This is a genomic window from Paraburkholderia phytofirmans PsJN (assembly GCF_000020125.1).
GTDB lineage: Bacteria > Pseudomonadota > Gammaproteobacteria > Burkholderiales > Burkholderiaceae > Paraburkholderia > Paraburkholderia phytofirmans.
In genome coordinates, this window is the sequence record NC_010676.1 from 2,027,322 (window position 1) to 2,051,232 (window position 23,911).

Here is a 23,911-nt window from a genome sequence, read left to right on the forward strand (position 1 = left end):
AACACGTTTCTGTTGCGCGGCCCCGACCCGCGCCGCTAAGCTGCTAAGCCCCTACCTCACTCCTCCTCTTCCTCCAGACCCGCCAGGAGATCGTCCACCGCGCGATACACGCGCTCGACGATCTCCGGTCCCACCTTGCGCTCCAGCTCGCGGTAATGCGCTTCGAGATCCTTTGAAATCACGCGCACTAATTCCGCGCTCGTGTCCGTGAGCGACACCAGCACACGCCGCTGGTCTTCGGCGAAACGCTCTTTGGTCACCAGTTCCATGCTCTCCATGCGCGCGAGCACGCCGGCCATGCTCGGGCTCGAAATCGTGCAGATATCGGAGATATGGCGCGGTTCCATCGGGCCGTGCTCATTGAGCGCGCGAATCACGCGCCACTGCTGTTCGGTCAATCCATGCGCGGTAATCAGCGGACGAAACCGCTCCATCATTTTTTCTCTGGCGCGCAGCAACAGCATGGGCAGGTTGCGATGCAAAACTCGGGTCGAGGCGGAAGCGGACATGTTGGAAGATGAGGTAAAAGCAGCCGTCGAAACTTAAGGGAAAACCCGCGATCAGCCGACAGGCTATTGACCATGGATGATATCAAGCGCAATACTACTAACATGTTAGTGTTTTTGCCGAGAGACAGCTAATTTATGTTTGCACTTGCCGATCATCTGCTGCATCCCGAGGGCGAAGCGCTGCCGCGCGACGTGGACGCGCGCGCCGCGGCCGCGCTGCTAGCACGCGGCATGGCCTGCCGCGCGCCGGTTCGCGGCGCTGTCTATGGAACCTTGCTGAACGACCGCGCCGCGCTTGCGGCGCTGGGCGATGCGGTGCACGCGGCCCCGTATAAAGCGCCGCCACAAGCGCCGGTGCTCTATCTGAAGCCGCGCAATACGCTCGCCGGGCATCGCGCGCGGGTCGGCGTGCCGGACGATGCGTTGGGCGTGGAAGTCGGCGCGTCGCTTGGCATCGTGGTCGGCCGCACTGCAACAAGGGTCGGCGTGGCACAGGCGTTCGACTATATCGCCGGTTACACGCTGGTCGCCGATCTCAGCGTGCCGCATGCGAGCGTCTACCGGCCGTCGGTGCGATTCCGGGCGCGCGATGGTTTCTGCGTCGTCGGGCCGGTCGTGGTTGCGTCGCATCATGTTGCGACGCCGGACAACCTGGCGATCCGGGTTCAGCTCGGGTCACGAGACGCGTTCACGGCGAGCACCGCGTCGTCGGTACGCAACGTCGCGCAATTGGTCGCGGACGTCACCGATTTCATGACGCTCAGCGCGGGCGACGTCATCACGCTCGGCGTGCCGCATGGTTCGCCTGTCGCGCATATCGGCGACACAGCCACGCTCTCGATCGGCGCCATGCCGCCGCTCACGGTGTCGTTCGTCGGCCCCGAAGAACACGAAGGGGAACAGCCATGATGCGCGGCCGCGTTGCATATGCAGGCGCGATTCACGAAGCCTATCCCGACGCCAATGGCGTGCGTCTCGCCGATGGCCGCGTGCGTCGCGAGGACGAAGTCGTGTGGCTGGCGCCAATCGAAGTCGGCACGATCTTCGCGCTCGGCCTGAACTACGCCGAGCATGCGAAGGAATTGCAGTTCAACAAGCAGGAAGAGCCGCTCGTGTTTCTCAAGGGACCGGGCACGGTGATCGGTCATCGCGGCGTGACGCGCCGCCCCGCCGACGTCACCTTCATGCACTACGAGTGCGAACTGGCGGTGGTGATCGGGCAAACCGCGAAGAACGTGAAACGCGACAACGCCATGCAGCATGTGGCGGGCTACATGATCGCCAACGACTACGCGATCCGCGACTACCTGGAAAACTATTACCGCCCCAACCTGCGCGTGAAGAATCGCGACGGCGGCACAGTGCTCGGCCCCTGGTTCGTCGACGCCGCCGACGTCGAAGACGTGACGCAACTCGAATTACGCACGTTCGTGAACGGCACGCGTCAGCAACACGGCAACACGCGCGATCTCGTCACCGGCATCCCGGCGCTGATCGAATACCTGAGCAGCTTCATGACCCTCGCGCCCGGCGACGTGATCCTGACCGGCACGCCGGAAGGCATCGTCAACGTCAATGCGGGCGACGAAGTGGTCTGCGAAATCGACGGCCTGGGCCGTCTCGTCAATACGATTGCGTGTGACGCGGACTTCAACCGCGCCTGATCGACAGCAAAAAAGGACACAGCAATGCGAATCGAACATCTGATCAACGGCAAAGCGAGCGCGGCGAAAGACTACTTCGAAACAGTCAATCCGGCCACGCAAGAAGTCCTCGCCGAAGTCGCGCGCGGCGGTGCGGAAGAAGTCGACGCCGCCGTGCGCGCCGCCAAAGACGCCTTTCCCGCGTGGGCCGCCAAGCCCGCCGCGGAACGCGCGAAGCTGGTGCGCAAGCTCGGCGAACTGATCGCGAAGAACGTGCCCGATATCTCCGAGACCGAAACGAAAGACACCGGCCAGACGATCTCGCAAACGCGCAAGCAACTCGTGCCGCGCGCCGCCGACAACTTCAGCTACTTCGCCGAGATGTGCACGCGCGTCGACGGCCATACGTATCCGACCGATACGCATCTGAACTACACGCTGTTCCATCCGGTCGGCGTGTGCGCGCTGATCTCGCCATGGAACGTGCCGTTCATGACGGCCACCTGGAAAGTCGCGCCCTGTCTCGCGTTCGGCAATACCGCTGTCCTGAAGATGAGCGAGCTCTCGCCGCTCACCGCCTCGATGCTCGGCAACCTCGCGCTCGAAGCCGGCATCCCGGCCGGCGTGCTGAACGTGGTGCACGGTTTCGGCAAGGACACCGGCGAGCCGCTGGTCGCGCATCCGGACGTGCATGCCGTATCGTTCACGGGCTCGACCGCAACCGGCAACCGCATCGTGCAAACCGCGGGATTGAAGAAGTTTTCGATGGAACTCGGCGGCAAGTCGCCCTTCGTGATTTTCGACGACGCCGATTTCGAACGCGCACTCGACGCCGCCGTATTCATGATCTTCTCGAACAACGGCGAACGCTGCACGGCGGGCTCGCGCATTCTCGTGCAGCGCTCTATTTACGCACGCTTTGCCGAACGTTTCATTGAGCGCGCAAAGCGTTTGACAGTGGGCGATCCGCTGGCCGACAGCACCATTGTCGGCCCCATGATCAGTCAGGGCCATCTGGCGAAGGTGCGCAGCTATATCGAACTCGGCCCGAAAGAAGGAGCGACGCTCGCGTGCGGCGGCCTCGACATGCCGGAGTTGCCCGACGCCATGCGCAAAGGCAACTTCGTTCAACCAACTGTATTCGTCGATGTGGACAACCGCATGCGCATCGCGCAGGAAGAGATCTTCGGCCCGGTCGCCTGCCTGATTCCCTTCGACGACGAAGCCGACGCGATCAAACTCGCCAACGACATCTCTTACGGACTGTCGAGCTATATCTGGACCGAGAACACGGGTCGTGCGTTACGTGTCGCCGCCGCCGTCGAAGCCGGCATGTGCTTCGTCAACAGCCAGAACGTGCGCGACTTGCGCCAGCCGTTCGGCGGCACCAAGGCATCGGGCGTGGGCCGCGAAGGCGGCACGTGGAGCTATGAAGTGTTTCTCGAACCGAAGAATGTTTGCGTGTCGCTGGGCTCGCATCACATTCCGCGCTGGGGCGCTTGAGCCACTAATACGCTTCGTGCGTCAGGACATGAGTGCCTGGCGCGGAGCCAGTCACAACGAATAGGAGACCGCGATGGGCAAACTCGCGCTGGCAGCAAAAGTGACTCACGTCCCGTCGTTATATCTGTCCGAACTCGACGGTCCGCATAAAGGCTGCCGTCAGCCGGCTATCGACGGCCATCATGAAATCGGCCGGCGTTGCCGCGAACTCGGCGTGGATACGATCGTCGTGTTCGACGTGCATTGGCTCGTGAACAGCGAATACCACATCAATTGCGCGCCGAAATTCGAAGGCGTCTACACGAGCAACGAGCTGCCGCATTTCATCAAGAACATGCCGTACGCGTATCCGGGCAATGTGGAACTCGGCAATCTGATCGCGGAAGTCGCCAACGAAATGGGCGTGAAAAGCCGCGCGCACAGCGAGACCACTCTCGAACTCGAATACGGCACGCTGGTGCCGATGCGTTATATGAATGGCGATCAGCATTTCAAGACCGTCTCGGTAGCGGGCTGGTGCATGTGGCACGACCTCGACACCAGTGCGCGCTTCGGCCTCGCGGTGCGCAAGGCCATCGAAGAGCGTTATGACGGCACCGTGGCGATTCTGGCGAGCGGATCGCTCAGCCACCACTTCGCCAACAACGGCACGGCCGAGCAGTTCATGCACAAGGTGTGGAGTCCGTTTCTCGAACAGATGGACCGCAAGGTGGTCGAATTGTGGGAAGCCGGCGACTGGAAAACCTTCTGCGAGATGCTGCCGCTCTACAACGAAAAATGCTGGGGCGAAGGCGGCATGCACGACACCGCGATGCTGCTCGGCGCGCTTGGCTGGGACCGATACGACGGCAAGGCGGAAGTCGTCACGCCGTATTTCGGCAGTTCGGGCACCGGCCAGATCAACGCGATCTTCCCCGTTACGCCGCTACCCGCCTGAACACCAGGCAAGGAGTCCACCGTGCCGCATCTGACACTCGAATACAGCGCCAATCTCGCCGGCGCAGAAAGCATCGGCCAACTGTGCCAGGCGCTCGCGCAGTGCCTCGAAGCGCAACGCGAGGACGAACAGCGCATCTATCCGTTGGGCGGAATCCGCGTGCGCGCGTTGCGCTGCGAACAGTACTGCATCGCCGACGGCCGCGCCGACGCCGCTTTCTTGCATGCGAACCTGAAGATCGGCGCGGGCCGCTCCGAGGCCGCAAAAAAAGCCACCGGCGAGGCGCTATTCGCGCTGATCAAGCAACACTTTGCCGCTGAATTCGAACGGCACGGACTGGCTTTATCGCTGGAGATCAATGAATTCAGCGAAGCCGGTACGTGGAAACACAACAACCTGCACGCACGCCTGAAGGCTGAATAGCGGCACTGAGAGAACTCATCATGCTAGACGAACAGACGATCCGCGACCTCGCGGCACAACTCGACCACGCCGAGAAAACACGCACGCAACTGCGCCACTTCTCCGCCGCGTATCCGCAGATGACCGTGCAGGACGGCTATGCGATTCAACGCGAGTGGGTCAAGCTCAAACTCGCCGAGGGCCACGTGATCAAGGGCCGCAAAATCGGCCTCACCTCGCGCGCGATGCAGCGCTCGTCGCAGATCGACGAGCCCGACTACGCGCCGCTGCTAGACAGCATGTTTATCGAAAACGGCCAGGACATTCGCGCGGACCGCTTCATCGCGCCGCGTGTGGAAGTCGAACTGGCCTTCGTGTTGAGCAAGCCACTGAAGGGTCCCGGCGTCACACTGTTCGATGTGCTGGACGCAACCGCTTACGTGACGCCGGCGGTGGAAATCATCGACGCGCGCATCGAACAGTTCGACCGCGAAACCAAAGCCCCGCGCAAGGTCTATGACACGATTTCCGACTTCGCGGCGAACGCGGGCATCGTGCTGGGCGGTCGTCCGGTGCGTCCGCTGGATGTCGACCTGCGCTGGGTCGGCGCGTTGCTCTACAAGAACGGCGCGGTCGAAGAAAGCGGCCTGGCGGCCGCCGTGCTGAATCATCCGGCCACCGGTGTGGCCTGGCTTGCCAACAAGATAGCTGCATACGATGAATCGCTCAACGCAAACGACGTAATCCTGAGCGGCTCGTTCACCAGCCCGATCGTCGCGCGCGCGGGCGACACGTTCCATGTCGACTACGGTCCGCTGGGCGGCATCGGTTTGAATTTCATCTGAGCTTATACGAGTCGACACGACATGTCCCTGCCGCTTAACAACTTCAAGCGCGCGCTTGCCGAAGGCAAACCGCAATTCGGCCTGTGGGCCGCACTCGCCGACGCCTACGTGACCGAGTTGCTGGCCACCGCCGGCTTCGACTGGCTGCTGATCGATAACGAGCACGCTCCCAACGACGTGCGCAGCACGCTCGCGCAATTGCAGGCGGTGGCCGCGTATGCGTCGCATCCGGTGGTGCGTCCGGTGCGCAGCGACAGCGCGCTGATCAAGCAATTACTCGACATCGGCGCGCAGACTCTGTTGCTGCCGATGATCGACACCGCCGAACAGGCCGCCGACGCGGTCGCGGCCACGCGCTATCCGCCGCAAGGCATTCGCGGCGTGGGCAGTGCCTTGGCGCGCGCATCGCGCTGGAACCGGATACCGGATTACCTGAACACGGCCGCCGACGAGTTGTGCGTGCTGGTGCAGGTGGAAAGCGTGCAGGGCATGGAGAATCTGTCTGCGATCGCGGCAGTGGACGGCGTCGACGGTGTGTTTTTCGGTCCATCGGACCTCAGCGCGTCGATGGGTTTGCTCGGCAAACCCGGCGACGCCAGCGTGCGCGAAGCGATTCGCAACGGCATCCAGACCGTGCTGCGCGCGGGTAAAGCGGCCGGCGTGCTCGCGCCCGACCCGGCGATTGCCGCCGACTACCTCGAAGCGGGCGCGACTTTTGTGGCAGTCGGCACGGACACGGGTTTGCTGAGCCGCGCGGCGGCGGACCTGGCGGCGTCGTATAAAAAGACTGCGACGATGGCGGCATCGCCCAAAGGCGGATACTGACGCGGCCTGTTCGGCGCGAACAGTGGGGCCCGCTCTGAGGGAAGAAAAAAATCTACTCCGCGGCGGGCCAGGGCAGGCCCAACGCCGACCAGTCCAGTTCCACGCCGATCACGGATCGCTCGGCGGCAAATTGCAACGCCAGCGTCACAGCGATACACGGCCTGCCGCTCGCCAGCGAAAGATAAGGATTACTCGACACCGCCACGCCCGGCAGCAACACCGCGTTGCGGAAATACGGCCGATGATCCCAGCGCGCATCGCGCGGATTCGCCACGGGTTGCAGCGAAGCTCCGTCAGTGGTCCAGGCCGGTCCCTGCACCTCCTGACCGATCTGCCTGCCCGCGTCGTCGAGAATGAAACAGCTGATGCAGCGCTCGAACCTCGCGAGCCGGGCGAACGCTTCTTCCATGGCCACACCGGCCAGCAACGCATCGGCAGCGAGCCGCAAGGCGACCCGGTAAGGCTCTACTTCGGTTTCGAACAATGCGTGCTGATGCGCCCGCCCTTGCGCGATTACATCGAAAGCCTCGTCGATGCGCCGGTGTACCGACTCCGGCGGCGCGATCTCTTTGGCCGGCCTCCCCAGCAGAAAGCCCTGTGCGAAATCCACATTCGATTCCACCGCGAGAATCAGTTCTTCCGCGGTTTCCACGCCTTCGACGACCACCAGCATCCCCGCCAGGTGCAGCAGCGAAACGAGCTTCGGCAGAATCGGCTGCTCCGTGCCGTGACCTGTCGCGCGAATCAGTTCGCCGTCGAGCTTGACCAGATCCGGGCGAATCCTGAGCAGCCGGTCGAGATTCGACTGGCCGGCGCCGAAATCGTCGACGGCGATCAGGAAGCCGTGCTCGCGATAGAGCGCCGCCGCCCGCGACATGTCGTCGACGCTGCCGCCGTGCGATTCGAGAATCTCCAGAATCACGCGTTCGGGTTCGAGTCCGACGGACCGCACGATTTTCGCCAACTGGTCCGCGTAGCCTTCGGCAATGAACGTGGCCGGCAGAATGTTGAGGAAGAGCCACGCGTCGTCCGGCAGCGACTTGCGTGCGTTGGCCAGATGCACGACGTGACTCGCGCGATCGAGCCCGCCTTCGTCGCTCGAAGGCCTGGGCGCGAACAGCACCGCGGGAGGCACCAAAGTGCCGTCGTCCTGCTCGCCGCGCAGCAAGGCCTCGAAACCCACCTGCTTCTGATGCGACAAACTGTAGAGCGGCTGGAAATACGAGGTGAGGTAGTACTCCTCCCAACGGTGCCGCCGCACGGGCGCCCCGTTCTCGTCGGATCCGTCGTCGGCCAGCAGTTGCAGCGCCTCGCGCGGCAGCGCACGCTCGGCGCGCACCCGGTTTCTGCCGGAATGCTTGGCGCGCAGCAAGGCTTCGTCGGCGCGATCGAGCAGCACCATGATGCTTTCGCCGCTGCGGTGCTCGGCCACGCCGAAGCTCGCGGTCAGGCGGCCGTCCGGCCGCTCGATCGCGGCAATCGCATGGCGCAGCCGCTCGGCCACATGAAGCGCGCCGGTGAGACCGTCGCCTAGCAGCAGCGCGAATTCTTCGCCGCCGATCCGGCTCACGCTGTCGTCCGCGGAGATCTCTTCCATCAGCACCTGGGCGACCTGATAGAGCGCGTGGTCGCCGATCGCATGGCCGAAGCGGTCGTTCAGGGATTTAAAGTTGTCGATGTCGAGAAAGATCGCGCTCGTCCGCGTATCCGGCGTGACTGTGTCGAGGCGGCGCTCGGCCTGTTTGACGAACGCACGGCGGTTTTGCAGGCCGGTCAGCGGGTCGGTCGCGGCAAGTTGCGCGAGCTGGCTCTCCAGCAGAAAGTGGTTGCGGCGAAACCGGTAGAAACCGAAGTGAAACACGACGGAAGTCGGCACGCCGATCGCCACGATCCACATCCACACCACCGTCTCGACGTCGTGCGTCAGCGGCTGGCCGAACAGCAGCGCGAACGCCGTCGCATAGAAAAGCACGCTGCCGGTGACGAAGTGCGTCGGCGTGAGCCAGAGCGGCGCGGCGCAGATCGGTATTACGACCATCGCGGGCAGCGTCCACAGCAACGGTTGCGTGACGCCCACGATGTTCATCGCGAGGCCCGCCACCAGCACCTGCGAGTAAGCGACGCCGATCAGGCCGAAGCTCCACGTCGACCTGACGCGAGGAATCGCCAGCACCAGCAACGCGAGCAGCAGCGCGCACGTGAGCCGGTAGCCGAGCGGCGCGGCCGGGCCGTCGACCAGATTGCGCGCCCCGACGAAGCACAGGAACGCGACCACGGTGAACGCCATGGTCACGGTGGACAGCGGACGCTGATGCTCGAGCGAGCGCCGGTGGAAGCGATCGCGCAAACCGGCGTCGAACGGTTGCTGCGTTGCGGTGGAAAGCATATTGATAGATATCAGCCTGGTTCCGGTCACTCTGCCAATGGATATCGGCAAAGATCTGACAAATATTTATGCCTTCCGTACAAATCGAGCGAAGTTTTCTCTTCCGCGGCCCCTCGCGGCCCTCCGCGGCCCTTCGCTCTATGCCGCCATTACGCGATTACGGCCCGACGCCTTGGCCGCATACAGCGCGCCGTCCGCGCGCGCCATCAACTGGGCGAGCGATTCGTCGCGCCGCAACTGGTCCACGCCGACGCTGAAGGTGTACCGCAGCCCACGCGGCAACTCGTCCGCCGCGGCCCCGGCCAGCCGGCCCCGCAGACGGTCGAGCAGGCTCACCGCTTCGGCGGTGGTGGTGGCCGGGCACAGCACGCCGAATTCTTCGCCGCCCAGCCGGCCGAATACATCGCCGACCCGCAGGTTGCGGGCGACGAAGGTCGCGAAGTGGCTGAGCACCTGGTCGCCCGCGGCGTGGCCGTAGTTGTCGTTGACGGCCTTGAACGAGTCGATGTCGATGATCGCCAGCGCCACCGGCGAGCGGGTGCGCAGCGAGGCTTTCAGCAGCGCGTCGCCGATCGCCAGAAACGCGCGGCGCGACAGCGCGCCGGTCAGGTCGTCGACATTGGCCAGCCGTTCGAGCCGTTCGGCGAGGCGGTCGTGCGCGAGCATCACCACGCCGATCGAAAGACAGGGCGGCGCAAGAATGCCGAGCGCGAGAAAAATGATGTTGGACGGCGACACTTGCATCAGGCTGCTTTGCGTCAGCAGACCGAAGCCGTACATAAGCCCGCGCGACGTATGCCCGGCGCATAGCAGCAGCGCTGCCACCGCGAGGAAATAGTAGCTATAGCGCGGCCGGTTCGCGGGACGGCCGCGCAGCAGGAGCGCGGCGAGCGCGGCATAAAGTGCCGCGTGAAACGCCGACACCAGCGCGACGCGCGCGTTGAAATCCGGCGCGGCGAAGGTCCAGTACGAGATGCCGAACAGCACGACGACAAGGCCGATGTACGCCGGCCACGGCCGCACGCGTCGGCCCAGAAAGCGCAAACAGCCTTCGACCACCATAAGCAGCGAAGCGGCCAGCAACACGTTGGACGCCACGAAGGTCAGCCAGCGCGACCCATGGCCTTGCAAAGCAAAAGCCAGCAACGCGACGATCGCGATCGCGTTGGCCGAGATCCAGTAACCGACGCCTGGAATCGCCGCGCGCCACAACGAGCCAAGCACGGCCATCGCCATGGCGCTCGACAACACGGTGACCAGAAGAATACTGAGTGGATTGAGCATTGCAGTGATTGAATCAAACGGCATCGTCGGCATTCGCCGCGTACGCCCGTTCTTTTCCGTGCGCATCTTGATGCAAATTCGCAAGCTTAGCGGCTCGGACAACAATTGGGCGTGCAAGGGCTGCGAAAGATTCGGCAAGGATTGGCCGTAAGGGGAAGATCACGGCCGCCCCGGCAATCGCGAAACGTTGTGTTTATCACGAAACGAGAACGCTAAATCACTTGGCGAAATCAGCCGTTAATGGAGTCATGAAGGACAAATTCTTACCGGCCATCCATGACGCCTGCGCGAACACGCGATTCAAGCAGCAAAAATTACTCAACCAAAAATGCATCGGGTGCAATCAGCTGCGCGTATAAACAGACCATAGGAAGTGGCTAAAAGTTAATGTCTTAAGTAGACTGCTTCGAAGTGTGGTGGACAGACTAGACAGCCCGGTAAAACTAACCTAGGCGGCGTGCAATACGCGATTTCCCGCAAGACTTTTTCTCTACACCCGGTCGTGGCATCTAATTTTTTTAAGCGGCTGAAGCGACGGCCATTTCCCGGAAAACATGGTCCCAATTCTCGATTACCTGCTGGAACGCCAAATCTCGCCGCAGTGGCGCGGCATGCTCACCGCATTGGCCACCGAGTTCGAAGCGCAGATCGGTCGCGACGAACTGCGTCAACTGATGCACCGCGTCGGCTGCCGCTTTGCGGCGGCGCATCCTTTGCCCGCCTGCGACTCGACCGCCGAACTCGCACGGACCTTGAATGTGTACTGGCATGAAATGGATTGGGGCTACGTCGAGTTGGCGGACGAACCCGAGTCACTACGCATCGTTCACTACTGCGCACCATTGCAGGCGTTCGGCGGCGCGGCGCTCGCGTGGACGCCGGCGTTTCTCGAAGGCGTGTATCAGACCTGGTTGAGCGCGTTGGGCGCGCAGGGTTTGTCGGTCGCGCAAACGAGTGGGTACAGCGAGGACACCGCGATCGAATTTCGTCTGGGCCGTCATCCGGCTTGAACGCCGTGCGTCGGACGCGTTGTGAAGAGGCAAGGCAGCAACCCGCAGTAGAGGAACGCGCAAGACCGGTGCGCGTGAAGCAGCAGTGAAGCAACAGTAAAGCGACAGGCAGGACCAGCGTTTCAGCGCCGCGAACACAAGTTAGGATCGGCACAAGGCAAGTCATGAACAAGACGGCGGCACTATGAGCTCATCGAGCGACATCGAAAAACTTTTCGATCACTTTGGCGGTGACGCCAACGCGTACCAGGAAATCGGCCGCGAAAACGAAGCGCGTTCGGCGCGCACCCGTTGGCCGCTATTAGTGACGCTCGATCTGACCCAGCCGACGATTCCCGCCATCGGGCAGCATCGTGAGCCCAGGCCTCAGGCGCAGGCGGTCGAGGCGCCGGTGGCCGTCGATCGTCAGGACACCACGCCAAAAGACGCCGCCTCTGTCACGCGTGCAAAGGCGCCGCTGTTCACGCGTTCGCATCGGCGCGACATTCCGCCGGTTGCCGTGGCAGCGCCGGTGAACGTGCCGAAAGGCGCGTCGCGTTTCGGCGAACTCGAAACGAAAAACGATGTGACGCCGCCGGCGGCAGTTGGTGCTGTTCGAGTGGAAGCTGTCGCGCCGGTATCTGCACAAGCCGCGCGACCTGCGGCTCCGGCTCCCGTTCAAAGCGCGCCGGCCGCGACCCCGTTCGTTTCCGCTGCGATTGCGGCGCAGACCGCGCCGCTCGCCCCCGTGCCTCATGCCGCGCAACCGGCATCCGTGCCGCCGGCGATTCCGTTGCGGCCGCCGGTGATGCAAACGGTCGCGTCCGCCGCCGCACCCAGCTGGGCGCAGTCGCCGGCGCCGGCGCGCGCTTACGCGAATTCGACCGCGCCGTCGCAACCCGCTTCGATCCTCGGCAAGCTCTTCGCGCCGGAACCCGCATTCGCATCCGCGCCGCCGCAACCGGCCAAAGCCAGCGACACATCCGCGCCATTGCAATCGGTCTTCGACCGTTTGCGCGGCAGCCGCGCTCAAGCCGCGGCACCGGCCGCCGCCACGCCCGCCCCTTCCAACTCGTGGCTGATCAACGGCCCTCGTCGCTCATGAAAGTCATTGCGGTGGTGTCCGCCAAAGGCGGGGTCGGCAAGACCACCCTCGCCGCCAATCTCGCTTCCGTGCTGGCCGCCGGCGGCCGGCGTGTGATCGCGCTCGACCTCGACCCGCAAAACGCCCTGCGTCTGCACTTCGGCGTGCCGCTCGACAGCATCGACGGTCTGTCGCGCGCCACGCTGACGGGCGACCCGTGGCAATCCGTGATGTTCGACGGCGTCGACGGCGTGACCGTGCTGCCCTACGGCGCGTTGCTCGAAGACGACCGCCGCCGCTTCGAAGCGCACATCGACCAGGATCCGCGCTGGCTCGCGCAGTCGTTGCAGAACCTGCGACTCGACGCCTCCGACATCGTGATCATCGACACGCCGCCAGGTTCGTCCACCTATGTGCGAACCGCCCTGACTGCCGCCACCTTCACACTGAACGTGGTGCTCGCCGATGCAGCCTCGTACGCCGCGATTCCGCAGATGGAGCGGCTGATCGCAGCCTACGCGGCGCCGCGCGCCGAGTTCGGCGGCGAAGGCTACGTGATCAACCAGATCGACCAGTCGCGCCAGCTGACCAAAGACGTGCTCAAGGTGCTGCGCCAGATGCTCGGCACGAAGCTGTTCCCGGGCGTGATTCATCTGGACGAAGGCGTGAGCGAGGCGCTCGCGTGCGACACCACGCTGATTCACTACGATCCACTCAGCCAGGCCGCCGCGGATTTCAGATCGTGCGGCGCATGGCTGCTGGCGGCGCTCGACGCGATCGCCGTCTCGCCGAGGAACGTCGCATGAGTACGTCTCCATCGCCGGGCCTCGAGCCCGCCGAGCCGTCGCGGATCGAACGTTTCATCGACGCGCGCTTCTGGAACAGCCGCATCGTCACCGGACTTGTCACGCTGTTCGCGCTGGTGATGCTGTACTTCGTGTTCACCGTGCCGCTTGCCTTCTATGAACAGTTGACGTTCGCGACCTGTTGCTTCGTCACCGCGCTGATGTTCCGCCGCCTGCAAGGCCGTTACGCGACGATGGTGATGATCATGCTGTCGGTGGTCACGTCGGGCCGCTATATGTACTGGCGGCTGACCGCGACCACCTACTGGGAGCATCCGCTCGACGCCGGCTGGGGTCTGCTGCTGGTCTCCGCCGAAGTCTATTCGACCATCGTGCTGCTGCTCGGCTACTTCCAGACTGCCTGGCCGCTCAAGCGCACGCCGATGCCGCTGCCGGCCTCGCGCGACCAATGGCCGACCGTCGACGTGTTCATTCCGACCTACAACGAGCCGCTCTCGGTGGTGAAGCCGACCATCTACGCCGCGCTCGCGCTCGACTATCCGGCCGAGAAGATTTCGATCCACGTACTCGACGACGGCCGTCGCCCCGAGTTCAAGGCGTTCTGCGAAGAGGTCGGCGTCAACTGGACGATCCGCACGCACAACCGCCACGCGAAAGCCGGCAACATCAACGAGGCATTGAAGATCACCAGCGGCGAATACCTGGCGATCTTCGACTGCGATCACATTCCGACCCGCTCGTTCCTGCAGATCGGCCTCGGCTGGTTCCTGCGCGACAAGCTGCTGTCCATGCTGCAAACGCCGCACCACTTCTTTTCCGCCGACCCGTTCGAACGCAACCTCGGCACTTTCCGCAAAGTGCCGAACGAAGGCGAACTGTTCTACGGCCTCGTGCAGGACGGCAACGATCTGTGGAACGCCACCTTCTTCTGCGGATCGTGCGCGCTGTTGCGCCGGACCATGGTCGAGGAGATCGGCGGCATCGCGGTCGAGACCGTGACCGAAGACGCGCACACTGCCTTGAAGCTGCACCGTCTCGGCTACACCACCGCCTATCTGGCGATTCCGCAAGCCGCGGGGCTCGCCACGGAATCTCTCTCCGGCCACATCGGCCAGCGGATTCGCTGGGCGCGCGGCATGACGCAGATTTTCCGCATCGACAATCCGCTCACCGGCAAGGGCCTCAAAATCGGCCAGCGCCTGTGCTATCTGAACGCGATGATGCACTTTTTCTACGGCATCCCGCGTCTGGTGTTTCTCACCGCGCCGCTGTCGTATCTGTTCTTCGGCGCGCACGTGATCGAAGCCGCCGCCAGCACGATCGCGATCTACGCGCTGCCGCACATGATGCACGCGAGCATCACCAACTCGCGCATGCAGCGCTCGTTCCGCCATTCGTTCTGGGCGGAAGTCTATGAGTCGGTGCTGGCCTCGTACATCACCGCGCCGACCCTGCTTGCGCTGATCAACCCGAAGCTCGGCAAGTTCAACGTGACGGCCAAGGGCGGCCAGATCGAGAAGAACTATTTCGACTGGGCGATCTCGCGGCCGTATCTGTTTCTGCTGTTGCTGAACCTGATCGGCTTTTGCGTGGGCGTCGTGCATATTTACTTGAACTGGCATGTGCGCAGCGTTGTGCAGACCACCATCCTCAACCTCGGCTGGACTACCTACAACATGCTGATTCTCGGCGCGAGCGTGGCCGCCGCGAGCGAGCGCCGGCAGATTCGCGCGGTGCACCGCGTGGCGATGCAGATGCCCGTCATGCTGAAGTTCTCGACCGGCCGCACACTCGCCTGCGAAACCATCGACTACTCGGAAGGCGGCGTCGGCGTGGCGCTGCCCGCCGCGATTCAGGTGCCGATGCACGAGCGCGTGACCGTCTCCCTCTTTCGCGGCGACGAGGAATACGCGTTCCCCGCGACCGTCGGCTTCACCGCGCCGGGCCGCGTGGGTCTGCGCTTCTCGGCAATGACGCGCGAGCAAGAATACGAGTTCGTCAAAACCACCTTTGCACGCGCCGACGCCTGGACCGGCTGGGCGGAAGGACGGCAGCAGGACACCCCCTTGCGCGGCCTGTCGCATGTGCTGACGGTAGGCGCGCGCGGTATCGCGGGGCTGTTCGAGCATCTTTATGCCGACCTTCGCAGTTCGATGAAAAGCCGTCCAATGGACGTCAAGAAGCTAAAAACGAAAGACTGATCTATGCGCAACCGGATGGCGAAGGGCAACATCGAACGCTCGAATCACGAGCGCAGTGGGACCGGATTAAACCTGCATCGCGTGGCACGTCCCGGCTCGCAAAGGTTGATGCGCGGCCTCGCGTGCTGGCTGGCATTGCAGACGGCGCTGGCCGCGCCGCTCGCCACGGCGGCTGAAGTCGTGGCGGCGAGCGTCGCTGCAAACGGGACGGACGCCGCGCAGAACGCCGCGGGCTCCGTTCAGAGCAAGCCGCTTGCGCCGAATGTGCTGAATGTGACGACCGCGACGGGCGCCGGCACTGCGAGCGCGCCGGGTCCGGCCGTGCCCTACGATCCGAACGCGCTGGCGCAACCTCAATTGGCGACGCCGACGCCGGCGCTCGCCGCGTCGTCGGTGAAAGCGTTGGGCGTGAAGACGCCGACCACCGCCGAGCCGGGCACGCTGGTGCCGGGCGGCCGCCGTCAGACGCTGACCTTCGCCGATCTCGGCGCGCTCGACCCGCTGCAATTGCGTGGCACGGACGGCCAGAACGGCGTGGCGTTCTCCGTGCGCGGCGACGAAGTGGTGACGGGCGCGGTCTTGCATCTGGTGTATAGCTACTCGCCCGCGCTGCTGCCGAATATCTCGCAGCTCAAAGTGCTGGTGAACGGCGAAGTCGCCGCCACCCTGCCCGTGCCGCATGAACAGGCCGGCATGCTGGTAGCGCGCGACGTCACGATCGATCCGCGCTTCATCACCGAGTTCAACCATTTGAACGTGCAGCTGATCGGCCATTACACGACGAGTTGCGAAGACCCGGCCAACTCGTCGCTGTGGGCCACGGTCAGCAATGCGAGTTCACTCGATCTGACTTACGCGTCGCTCGTCAGCAAGCCGGATCTGGCCGCGCTGCCGCAGCCGTTCTTCGACCGCCGCGATGTGCGCCGTCTCGAGCTGCCGTTCGTGTTCCCGCAGAAGCCGGGCAACGCCACGCTTGAAGCGGGCGGCATCGTGGCGTCGTGGTTCGGCGCGCTCGCCGGTTATCGCGGCGCGGTGTTTCCGGCGCAACTGGACAACGCACCGCTGTCGGGCAATGCCGTCGTGTTCGCGACTTCCGATCAACGCCCGGCCGGCGTCAACATTCCGGCGATCTCCGGCCCGACCATCGCAGTGGTCGATCGCGAAGCGCCGGCGCGCGGCAAGCTGCTGCTCGTGCTCGGACGCACCGAAGCCGAACTGAAAACCGCCGCGAAGTCGCTCGGCATCGGCCAGAACACCTTGACGGGCCAGAGCGCGACCATCACGCAACTGAACGAACTCGCGCTGCGCGCGCCGTACGACGCGCCGAACTGGCTGCCCACCAATCGTCCGGTGCGCTTCGGTGAACTCACCGATCCGCGCGATCTGACCGTGTCCGGTTACGACGCCGACGCCGTGCGCGTGAATCTGCGCGTGCCGCCCGACCTGTTCATGTGGCACACCAAGGGTGCGCCGATCGATCTGCGCTACCGCTACACGGTGCGCCCGCTGCGCGACCGCTCGTCGCTGAACGTGAGCGTGAACAACGGCTTCGTGCAGGCGCTGCCGATTCCCGCCGAATCCGCTTCCGTGTTCGAGCTGAGCCATTACTTCGCCACCGTGCTGCCCGACAAGACCGCCGAAGCGCGCCGCACCCTGCACATTCCGCCGCTGCTGCTCACGCCGCGCGCCCAGGTGCGCCTGCACTTCTACTACGACATTCCGAATACCGGCGAATGTCATGGGCGGCTGCTCGACAACGTGGTCGGCGCGATCGATCCGAACTCGACCATCGACCTCTCGTCGTTCCCGCACTACATGGCGCTGCCGGATCTGGCCGCGTTCGCCAATAGCGGCTTTCCGTTCACGCGCATGGCGGACCTCTCCGAAACCGCCGCGATCCTGCCGAACGACGCCGATTCGAGCGACTACAGCCTGTTTCTGCTGACCATGGGCCGCATGGGGACCTCGACCGGCTATCCGGTGACGGGCGTCACAGTCGGCACCGCCGACGACGCCGACAAGTTCGCCAACAAGGACCTGCTGATTTTCGGCGCGCCGGGCAAGCAGCCGTTGTTGCAGCGCTGGGCCAAGTCGATGCCGTTCTCCAGCGACGGCGACTCGCGCACCTTCCAGCTCACCGACATCGTCTTCAAGCTCGAAGACTGGTGGCACGGCGAACGCGGCGTGGAGCGCACGCCGGCGCGTGCCGATCTGACGCTCGTGAGTTCGAACGGCGACGCGTTGCTGACCGGTTTCGAATCGCCGCTGCAAAAGAACCGCAGCGCCGTCGCGCTGGTGAGCGCGGCCGGCCAGTCGGACGCCGACCTGTCCGCGGCGCTGCTCGACTCGGACGTGCTGCCGCAGATTCAAGGCGCGATGGCCGTGATCCACGGCCGCACCGTCACCATCACCTCGAACGGCGAGGCGTATTACGTCGGCCATCTGTCGCCGCAGGAATATCTGCGCTGGGCGCTGTCGTCGCATCCGCTGCTGTTGATGCTGGGCGGCGTGCTCGCCGCGCTGATCATCGCGGGCCTGTTCTACCGGACGCTGCGCTCGATCGCCGCGCGCCGCCTGAGGGACTAATAGGACTGATATGCGGGTTCGAATCAACAAGAAAATCGGCGTGGCGCTGGCGCTTGGGCTAGCGGCGTCCGTGAGTTTCGCCAATCTCGTCAAGGTGGCCCAGACCACCGCCGCGCCGGGCGCCTGTGGCGACTGGAGCGGCTATCGCGCGTTCGTCGAACGCTTCGTGCAGGCCGACGGCCGCGTGATCGACTACTCCACGCCGGCGCAGCAAACCACTTCCGAAGGTCAGTCGTACGCGCTCTTCTTCGCGCTGGTCGCGAACGACCGCGCGACTTTCGACCGGCTGCTCGGCTGGACCCGCACCAATCTCGCGGGCAATCAGTTCGACGCGCAGAACATGCGGTTGCCGTCGTGGCAATGGGGCAGAAAAGCCGACGGCTCGTATGGCGTGCTCGATCCGAATTCCGCTTCGGACTCCGACTTGTGGATCGCTTACGATCTGCTGCAAGCGGGCCGCCTGTGGCATGAGGCGGCTTACACGCAGTTGGGCGAGGCGCTGGCCGCGCAGATCGCGCGTCAGGAAATGACCACCTTGCCGGGCGTCGGGCCGATGCTGTTGCCTGGACCGCAAGGCTTCAAAAGCGGCGGCGTGACGCGCCTGAATCCGAGCTATCTGCCGCTGCCGGTGCTGCGCTCGCTAGCGCACGACATGCCGAACGGCCCGTGGGGCAAGCTCGCCGACAGCGCCTACAAGCTTATCAAGACCACCGCGCCGCAAGGCTTCGCGCCCGACTGGGCCGCCTGGCAAAACGGCCAGTTCGTGGTCGATCCGAAAAACGGCGACACCGGCAGCTACGACGCGATCCGCGTCTATCTGTGGGCGGGCCTCGCCTCGCCCGCCGATCCGCTCGCCAAACCCTGGCTCGCGGCGCTCGGCGGCATGCGCGCCCGCGTCGCGCAAACCGGCTTCCCGCCGGAGAAGGTTTCATCGACCAGCGGCACGGCCAGCGGCGAAGGACCGCTCAGTTACTGGGCTGCACTCGCGCCATACTTCAAGGCGCTCGGCGACGAGCGCGGCCTCGGCCTCGCGCGCACGCATCTCGCGGCGCTCGACACCAACGTGCCGGGTCGCGAACCGGTTTATTACGATCGTGTGCTGGGGTTGTTCGGCACGGGTTTCATCGACGGCCGCTATCGTTTCGACGAAGCCGGACGTCTCGTGCCGAGCTGGAGAAAGGAATGCGACTGAGCGCCCTCGCGTTGTCCTTGCGCCTCGCGCTGAGCCTCACGGCCGTCTGCTGCGTGGCGACGGTTTCGCCGGATGCGCTGGCGCAGGCGTCGAAAGATCCCTTGAACGTGCTGATCGATCAGGGCAAGTACTGGCAATCGCATCAGCGCGGCGACCTCGCCGAGCAGGCATGGCAGAAGGTGCTGCGCATCGATCCCAAGCAGCCCGATGCGCTGTTCGGCATGGGCATGGTGCTCGCCGACCGCAAGGACGGCGCCGGCGCGCAGCAATATCTGGCCCGTCTGAAGGCAGCCGCGCCGAACTATCCGAATCTGGATGAGCTCGGCCGCCGTCTCGGCGAATCGAGCCTGCGCGACCAGACCGTGAACGACGCGCGGCGGCTTGCGCAAAGCGGTCAAAGCGCGAGCGCGGTGCAGGAATACCAGCGCGCGCTGACTGGCAAACCGGCCACGCCCGAATTGCAGCTCGAGTACTACCAGGCGCTCTCGGCCACGCCGCAAGGCTGGGATCAGGCGCGGCGCGGTCTCGAACAGCTCGCGCGCGACAATCCCGACGATCCGCGTTACGCCCTCGCCTATGCGCAGCATCTGACCTATCGCGACGTGACGCGCCGCGACGGCATTGCGCGTCTGCAGAAACTGGCGGGCGACAGCACGGTCGGCGCGTCGGCGAAAAAGAGCTGGCGTCAGGCGCTGTTGTGGCTCGACGCGCGGCCCTCCGACGCCCCGCTCTATCAGGCCTATCTGCAAACCGCGACCGATGACGCCGCGGTCAAGGCGCGCTTCGATTCGATGGTGCAGCAGGACAGCGCGGCGCGCGCACGCTCGCAGGAAAATGCCGCGACCGACGCACGCGGCCGCACCATCGCCGAGGGTTTCAGCGCGCTCGACCGCAACGACGTGGCCACGGCGCGCGCGAAGTTTTCCTCGGTGCTGGCCACCAGCCCGAACGACACCGACGCGCTCGGCGGCATGGGCATCGCCGCGTTGAAGCAGGAGCACTTCGCGGAAGCGCGCAACTATCTGGAACGCGCGTCGCGCAACGGCAATCCCGCGCGCTGGAAAACCGCGCTCGACAGCGCGAGCTATTGGACCTACACGAGCGACGCGATCGGCGCGCGCAGCAACGGCGAATTCGCCAAGGCGAAGTCGCTGTTCGAACGCGCGATCGCGCTGAATCCGTCCGACGTCACCGCGCAGGTGCTGCTCGGCGAAATGCTGCTCGCGAACGGCGACCCGAGCGGCGCGGAACAGGCGTACCGGATGGCGCTGCGCCGTCAGGCCGACAATCCCGACGCGGTGCGCGGCCTGGTCGGCGCACTCGCCGCGCAAGGCCGCGGCGACGAGGCGCTGCAGTTCGCCAATCAGCTCAACACCGAACAGCAATCGAAGGCCGGCGGCATCAACCGTCTGCGTGGCGAAGCGCAGGCCGCGCAAGCGCGTGCCGCCGAAGCGCGCGGCGATCTCGGCAGCGCGCGCAGTCTCTTCGAAGACGCACTGCTGAACACGCCCGACGACCCGTGGCTGCGTCTCGACCTCGCGCGCATTTACGTGCGCCAAGGCGCGGTCGCCAACGCGCGCAGCATGATGGACGGTCTGCTCGCCGCGCATCCCGACATGACCGACGCGCTGTACGCGAGCGCGTTGTTGTCGGCGGAAACGCAGGACTGGTCGGCGGGTCTCGCGCAACTCGAACGCATTCCGGTCGCGCAGCGCACCGACGCGATGACGACCTTGCAACACCGCTTGTGGGTGCATCAGCAAGCCGACCTCGCCACGCGGATGGCGCGCAACGGGCAGACGCAACAGGCGCTCGCCACGTTGCAAGCCGCCGAGCCGGTCGCGGGCAATAGTCCCGAACTGATCGGCGTGATCGCCGCCGCTTACAGCCAGGCCGGCGACCCGAACCGCGCGCTCGGACTCGTGCGCGCCGCCATGAACGCGGCGCCCGGCAACACCGATCTGCTGCTGCAATACGCGGGCATTCTGTCGGCCACGCAGCAGGAAGCCGAACTCGGCATGGTGATGCGCCGGCTCGCGTCGATGCAGTTGACGCCGCAGCAACGCACCGACTTCGGCAATCTGAATCTCGGCATCGTCATCAAGCAGTGCGATGCGGTGCGCCAGCGCGGCGACCTCGCCAGCGCCTACGACGTGATCGCGCCGTGGCTCGCAGCCATGCCCGACAATCCCGATCTGCAAGCCGCGCTCGGCCGCCTCTATTCGACTGCCGGCGACGATCGCAACGCGCTCGCCAGCTATCGCGTCGCGCTGCAACGCAAGCCCGACGATCTGAACCTGCTGCAAGCGACCATCTCCGCCGCGGCCGGCGCGAAGCAGTTCAGCTACGCCGAAACACTCGCGAAACAGGCCTTGACCGCGGCGCCTGCCGATCCTGGCGTGCTCGCCACCGTCGGCCGCATGTATCGCGCGGAAGGCAAGCTGTCGCTCGCCTCGACTTATCTGCAGCGCTCGCTGGTCGCCGCCAACACGCCGCTGATGGCCAATGCGCCGCGCAGTCCGGCGAGCAACGTGCCGCGCGGATGGGAAGTGGCGATGCGCCGGATCGGCGCGACGCCGCTGCCGGGCACCAATCCCTTTGAAGGCAAAACCGCCACGGTCACACCGACCGACGCCGACAACGCCGCACTCGCCGGCGGCAGTTATAACGCCGCGCGTTCAGCGCTTCCGTATTCGCAGTCTTCCTTGCCGACACAGACCGTGCCGAACTATCCGCCGCCTACGCAGCCCGCGCCTTACGTCGCGCCTTATACAGCGCCCGCGCAGCCTTATGCGCCGAACCGTGGGCCTGCCGCCCTGCCGTATAACGCGCCGCGTCCAGGCGCCGAGGCCGGTGGCTACGGCCAGGAGACCTACGGGTCGAGCCAGTCGGGCGCGCCGTTGCAGCCTTATCCGGGGCAAGGGCAGCCGCCGATGCAGCAGCAAGCGCAGATGCCGCCGATGCAGCAGGCTCCGCAATACAACCCGGCTTATCAGCAGCAGGCGCCTTACTCGCAGCAGCAATACCCGCAGCAGCAGCCATACGGCGCGCAGGATGGCTATGCGGCGACGCCCTGGCCGATGTCGCCGGCTGCGCGCCAGGCGCAGGCCAGTGCCGGTTCGATGCAAGCGCAACCGTATGGCGCGCCGAGCACGAAGCGCGCGGCCGGCAAGAAGCAAAGTGCGTCGAAACATGGCGGCAACGCGGCCGCTTATGCGCAGCAGCCGTATGGGCAACAGCAAGGCTATCCACAGCAGCCTTACTACGGTCAACAGGCGTATCCGCAACAACAGCAGGGCTACGCGCAACAGCCATATCAACCGCAACCGCCGCAGCAGCAGGCTTACGCGAATCAGGGCTACTACGCGCAGCAGCAGCCGTACATTCCGCAGCCGCCCACCGGCTACGCCCAACCGTACTACCCGGCGCAACCCGGCGCGAACGGCAACGGCAACACCTACGCGCAGCCGAACGTGGCGAACGCGCAAACGCTCGGCGTCGCGGAAGAACTGGCGCAGGTCAATCGCGAGCAGTCGAGCAGCATCTCGGGCGGCATCGTGTTCCGTAACCGCACCGGCGAGGACGGCCTGTCCAACCTCACCGATATCGAAGCGCCGATCCAGGGGCGCATCAGGGCGGGCAATGGACACGTTGTCGTCACGGCGACGCCTGTCACGCTAGACGCCGGCACTCCCGCCAACAATGTCTCGACGCTCGCGCGTTTCGGTGCCGGCCTATCGAACGGCACATCGGTCTCGGCAGCCAATGTCGGCAGCCAGACGGCGAGCGGCGTGGGCTTGTCGGTCGGCTACGAAGGCCGCAGCCTCAGCGGCGACATCGGCGTGACGCCGCTCGGGTTCCGCGAGACCAACATCGTGGGCGGCGCGCAATACAACGGCGGCGTCACCGACAAGGTCTCGTATTCGCTGGCCGTCGCGCGCCGCGCGGTGAGCGACAGCCTGTTGTCCTATGCCGGCGCGCGGGATTCCGGTTCCGGTCTCGAATGGGGCGGCGTCACTTCAACCGGCGGCCTCGGCAGCCTCGCATGGGACGACGGCACGAGCGGCCTGTATGTGAACGCGGCGTTCCAGTATTACGACGGCAACAACGTACTGAGCAATACTGCCGTCAAAGGCGGCGGCGGCATCTATACGCGTCTGCTGAAAGACGCTGATCAGACACTCACGATCGGCGTGAATACGACGCTGATGCGTTACGACAAGAACCAGTCGTACTTCACCTATGGGCAGGGCGGCTATTTCAGCCCCCAACAGTACGTGATCCTGAACTTGCCGGTGGAGTGGTCCGGGCGCAACGGCGCGTTCACGTACGACGTGAAGGGTTCGATCGGCGTGCAGCATTATCGTCAGGATGCGTCGAACTACTTCCCGCTCAACGATGGTTCAGGCCGGCAAGGTGCGGCTGAGCAGAACGCGGCGAATGTCGGTACGAGCGTGCAGAGCGGCGCGCAGTATCCAGGCCAAAGCAAGACCGGCGTGTCGTATTCGCTCAGCGCAGTGGGCGAATATCAACTCGCGCCGCAACTGGCCTTCGGGGCGACCGCTTCGCTAGGCAATGCTTATGAATATCGCGAGTATCTCGCGGCGGTTTATGTGCGGTATAGCTTCAGCAAGCAGACCGGCTCGCAGCCGTTCCCGCCCACGCCGCTTGTTTCGCCTTATCTGTCGTTGTCGAATTGACCTTTATGTGTCTCACGGC

General features: G+C 64.7%; 18 protein-coding genes. 15 read left to right on the forward strand and 3 right to left on the reverse strand.

The genetic code is table 11. The features are described 5' to 3' along the window. Window positions 1-56: 56 nt before the first annotated feature. Window positions 57-464: a homoprotocatechuate degradation operon regulator HpaR gene (gene hpaR / locus BPHYT_RS28870; RefSeq protein WP_041759232.1), complete on the reverse strand. Its 408-nt coding sequence runs from the start codon at window positions 462-464 to the stop codon at window positions 57-59. Between the two features lie 180 nt (window positions 465-644). Between hpaR and BPHYT_RS28875 the strand changes: the two genes are divergently transcribed. The 7 genes from BPHYT_RS28875 to hpaI all read left to right on the forward strand — a co-directional run bounded on the left by BPHYT_RS28875 (window position 645) and on the right by hpaI (window position 6,664). Continuing rightward, window positions 645-1,418 (forward strand): fumarylacetoacetate hydrolase family protein, encoded by a 774-nt coding sequence (locus tag BPHYT_RS28875; protein ID WP_012427669.1) that lies wholly within the window; start codon window positions 645-647, stop codon window positions 1,416-1,418. After that, entirely contained in the window at window positions 1,415-2,173 is a 759-nt protein-coding gene (locus tag BPHYT_RS28880; RefSeq protein WP_012427670.1) for a fumarylacetoacetate hydrolase family protein, read from the forward strand. Before BPHYT_RS28875 ends, BPHYT_RS28880 begins: the two co-directional genes overlap by 4 nt. 24 nt (window positions 2,174-2,197) lie before the next feature. Next, a complete protein-coding gene (gene hpaE, locus BPHYT_RS28885) occupies window positions 2,198-3,655 on the forward strand; it encodes a 5-carboxymethyl-2-hydroxymuconate semialdehyde dehydrogenase (RefSeq protein ID WP_012427671.1) in 1,458 nt (485 codons plus the stop codon). A gap of 73 nt (window positions 3,656-3,728) precedes the next feature. Next, window positions 3,729-4,592, forward strand: a complete 864-nt coding sequence (gene hpaD / locus BPHYT_RS28890) for a 3,4-dihydroxyphenylacetate 2,3-dioxygenase (RefSeq protein WP_012427672.1) — start codon at window positions 3,729-3,731, stop codon at window positions 4,590-4,592. A 21-nt stretch (window positions 4,593-4,613) separates the two neighbouring features. Further along, window positions 4,614-5,015 (forward strand): 5-carboxymethyl-2-hydroxymuconate Delta-isomerase, encoded by a 402-nt coding sequence (locus BPHYT_RS28895; protein WP_012427673.1) that lies wholly within the window; start codon window positions 4,614-4,616, stop codon window positions 5,013-5,015. A gap of 20 nt (window positions 5,016-5,035) precedes the next feature. Then, window positions 5,036-5,839: a 2-oxo-hept-4-ene-1,7-dioate hydratase gene (gene hpaH, locus BPHYT_RS28900; protein WP_012427674.1), complete on the forward strand. Its 804-nt coding sequence runs from the start codon at window positions 5,036-5,038 to the stop codon at window positions 5,837-5,839. Between the two features lie 21 nt (window positions 5,840-5,860). Continuing rightward, entirely contained in the window at window positions 5,861-6,664 is an 804-nt protein-coding gene (gene hpaI, locus BPHYT_RS28905) for a 4-hydroxy-2-oxoheptanedioate aldolase (protein ID WP_012427675.1), read from the forward strand. Between the two features lie 52 nt (window positions 6,665-6,716). On the opposite strand, the gene BPHYT_RS28910 is transcribed toward hpaI, so the two are convergent. Next, complete coding sequence (locus BPHYT_RS28910) at window positions 6,717-9,050, reverse strand: bifunctional diguanylate cyclase/phosphodiesterase (protein WP_012427676.1); 2,334 nt, start codon at window positions 9,048-9,050, stop codon at window positions 6,717-6,719. A 138-nt stretch (window positions 9,051-9,188) separates the two neighbouring features. Further along, the gene (locus BPHYT_RS28915; protein WP_012427677.1) at window positions 9,189-10,334 is read right to left on the reverse strand and encodes a sensor domain-containing diguanylate cyclase; all 1,146 of its coding nucleotides are present in this window, start codon (window positions 10,332-10,334) and stop codon (window positions 9,189-9,191) included. Between BPHYT_RS28915 and BPHYT_RS38825 the strand changes: the two genes are divergently transcribed. The 8 genes from BPHYT_RS38825 (at window position 10,285) to BPHYT_RS28950 (ending at window position 23,892) form a co-directional block, all read left to right on the forward strand. Beyond that, the gene (locus BPHYT_RS38825; RefSeq protein ID WP_167315759.1) at window positions 10,285-10,485 is read left to right on the forward strand and encodes a hypothetical protein; all 201 of its coding nucleotides are present in this window, start codon (window positions 10,285-10,287) and stop codon (window positions 10,483-10,485) included. The two genes, BPHYT_RS28915 and BPHYT_RS38825, sit on opposite strands and share 50 nt — an antisense overlap. A gap of 403 nt (window positions 10,486-10,888) precedes the next feature. After that, window positions 10,889-11,344 (forward strand): cellulose biosynthesis protein BcsD, encoded by a 456-nt coding sequence (gene bcsD, locus BPHYT_RS28920; protein ID WP_012427678.1) that lies wholly within the window; start codon window positions 10,889-10,891, stop codon window positions 11,342-11,344. A gap of 184 nt (window positions 11,345-11,528) precedes the next feature. Then, window positions 11,529-12,428, forward strand: a complete 900-nt coding sequence (gene bcsP / locus BPHYT_RS28925; RefSeq protein WP_012427679.1) for a cellulose biosynthesis protein BcsP — start codon at window positions 11,529-11,531, stop codon at window positions 12,426-12,428. Next, the gene (gene bcsQ, locus BPHYT_RS28930) at window positions 12,425-13,213 is read left to right on the forward strand and encodes a cellulose biosynthesis protein BcsQ (protein WP_012427680.1); all 789 of its coding nucleotides are present in this window, start codon (window positions 12,425-12,427) and stop codon (window positions 13,211-13,213) included. Before bcsP ends, bcsQ begins: the two co-directional genes overlap by 4 nt. Next, complete coding sequence (gene bcsA, locus BPHYT_RS28935; RefSeq protein ID WP_012427681.1) at window positions 13,210-15,414, forward strand: UDP-forming cellulose synthase catalytic subunit; 2,205 nt, start codon at window positions 13,210-13,212, stop codon at window positions 15,412-15,414. The genes bcsQ and bcsA overlap by 4 nt, the downstream gene beginning before the upstream one ends. A 3-nt stretch (window positions 15,415-15,417) precedes the next feature. Beyond that, entirely contained in the window at window positions 15,418-18,000 is a 2,583-nt protein-coding gene (gene bcsB, locus BPHYT_RS28940) for a cellulose biosynthesis cyclic di-GMP-binding regulatory protein BcsB (protein WP_012427682.1), read from the forward strand. A gap of 10 nt (window positions 18,001-18,010) precedes the next feature. Beyond that, the gene (gene bcsZ / locus BPHYT_RS28945; protein WP_012427683.1) at window positions 18,011-19,192 is read left to right on the forward strand and encodes a cellulose synthase complex periplasmic endoglucanase BcsZ; all 1,182 of its coding nucleotides are present in this window, start codon (window positions 18,011-18,013) and stop codon (window positions 19,190-19,192) included. After that, window positions 19,183-23,892, forward strand: a complete 4,710-nt coding sequence (locus BPHYT_RS28950; protein ID WP_012427684.1) for a cellulose synthase subunit BcsC-related outer membrane protein — start codon at window positions 19,183-19,185, stop codon at window positions 23,890-23,892. Before bcsZ ends, BPHYT_RS28950 begins: the two co-directional genes overlap by 10 nt. Window positions 23,893-23,911: the final 19 nt, after the last annotated feature.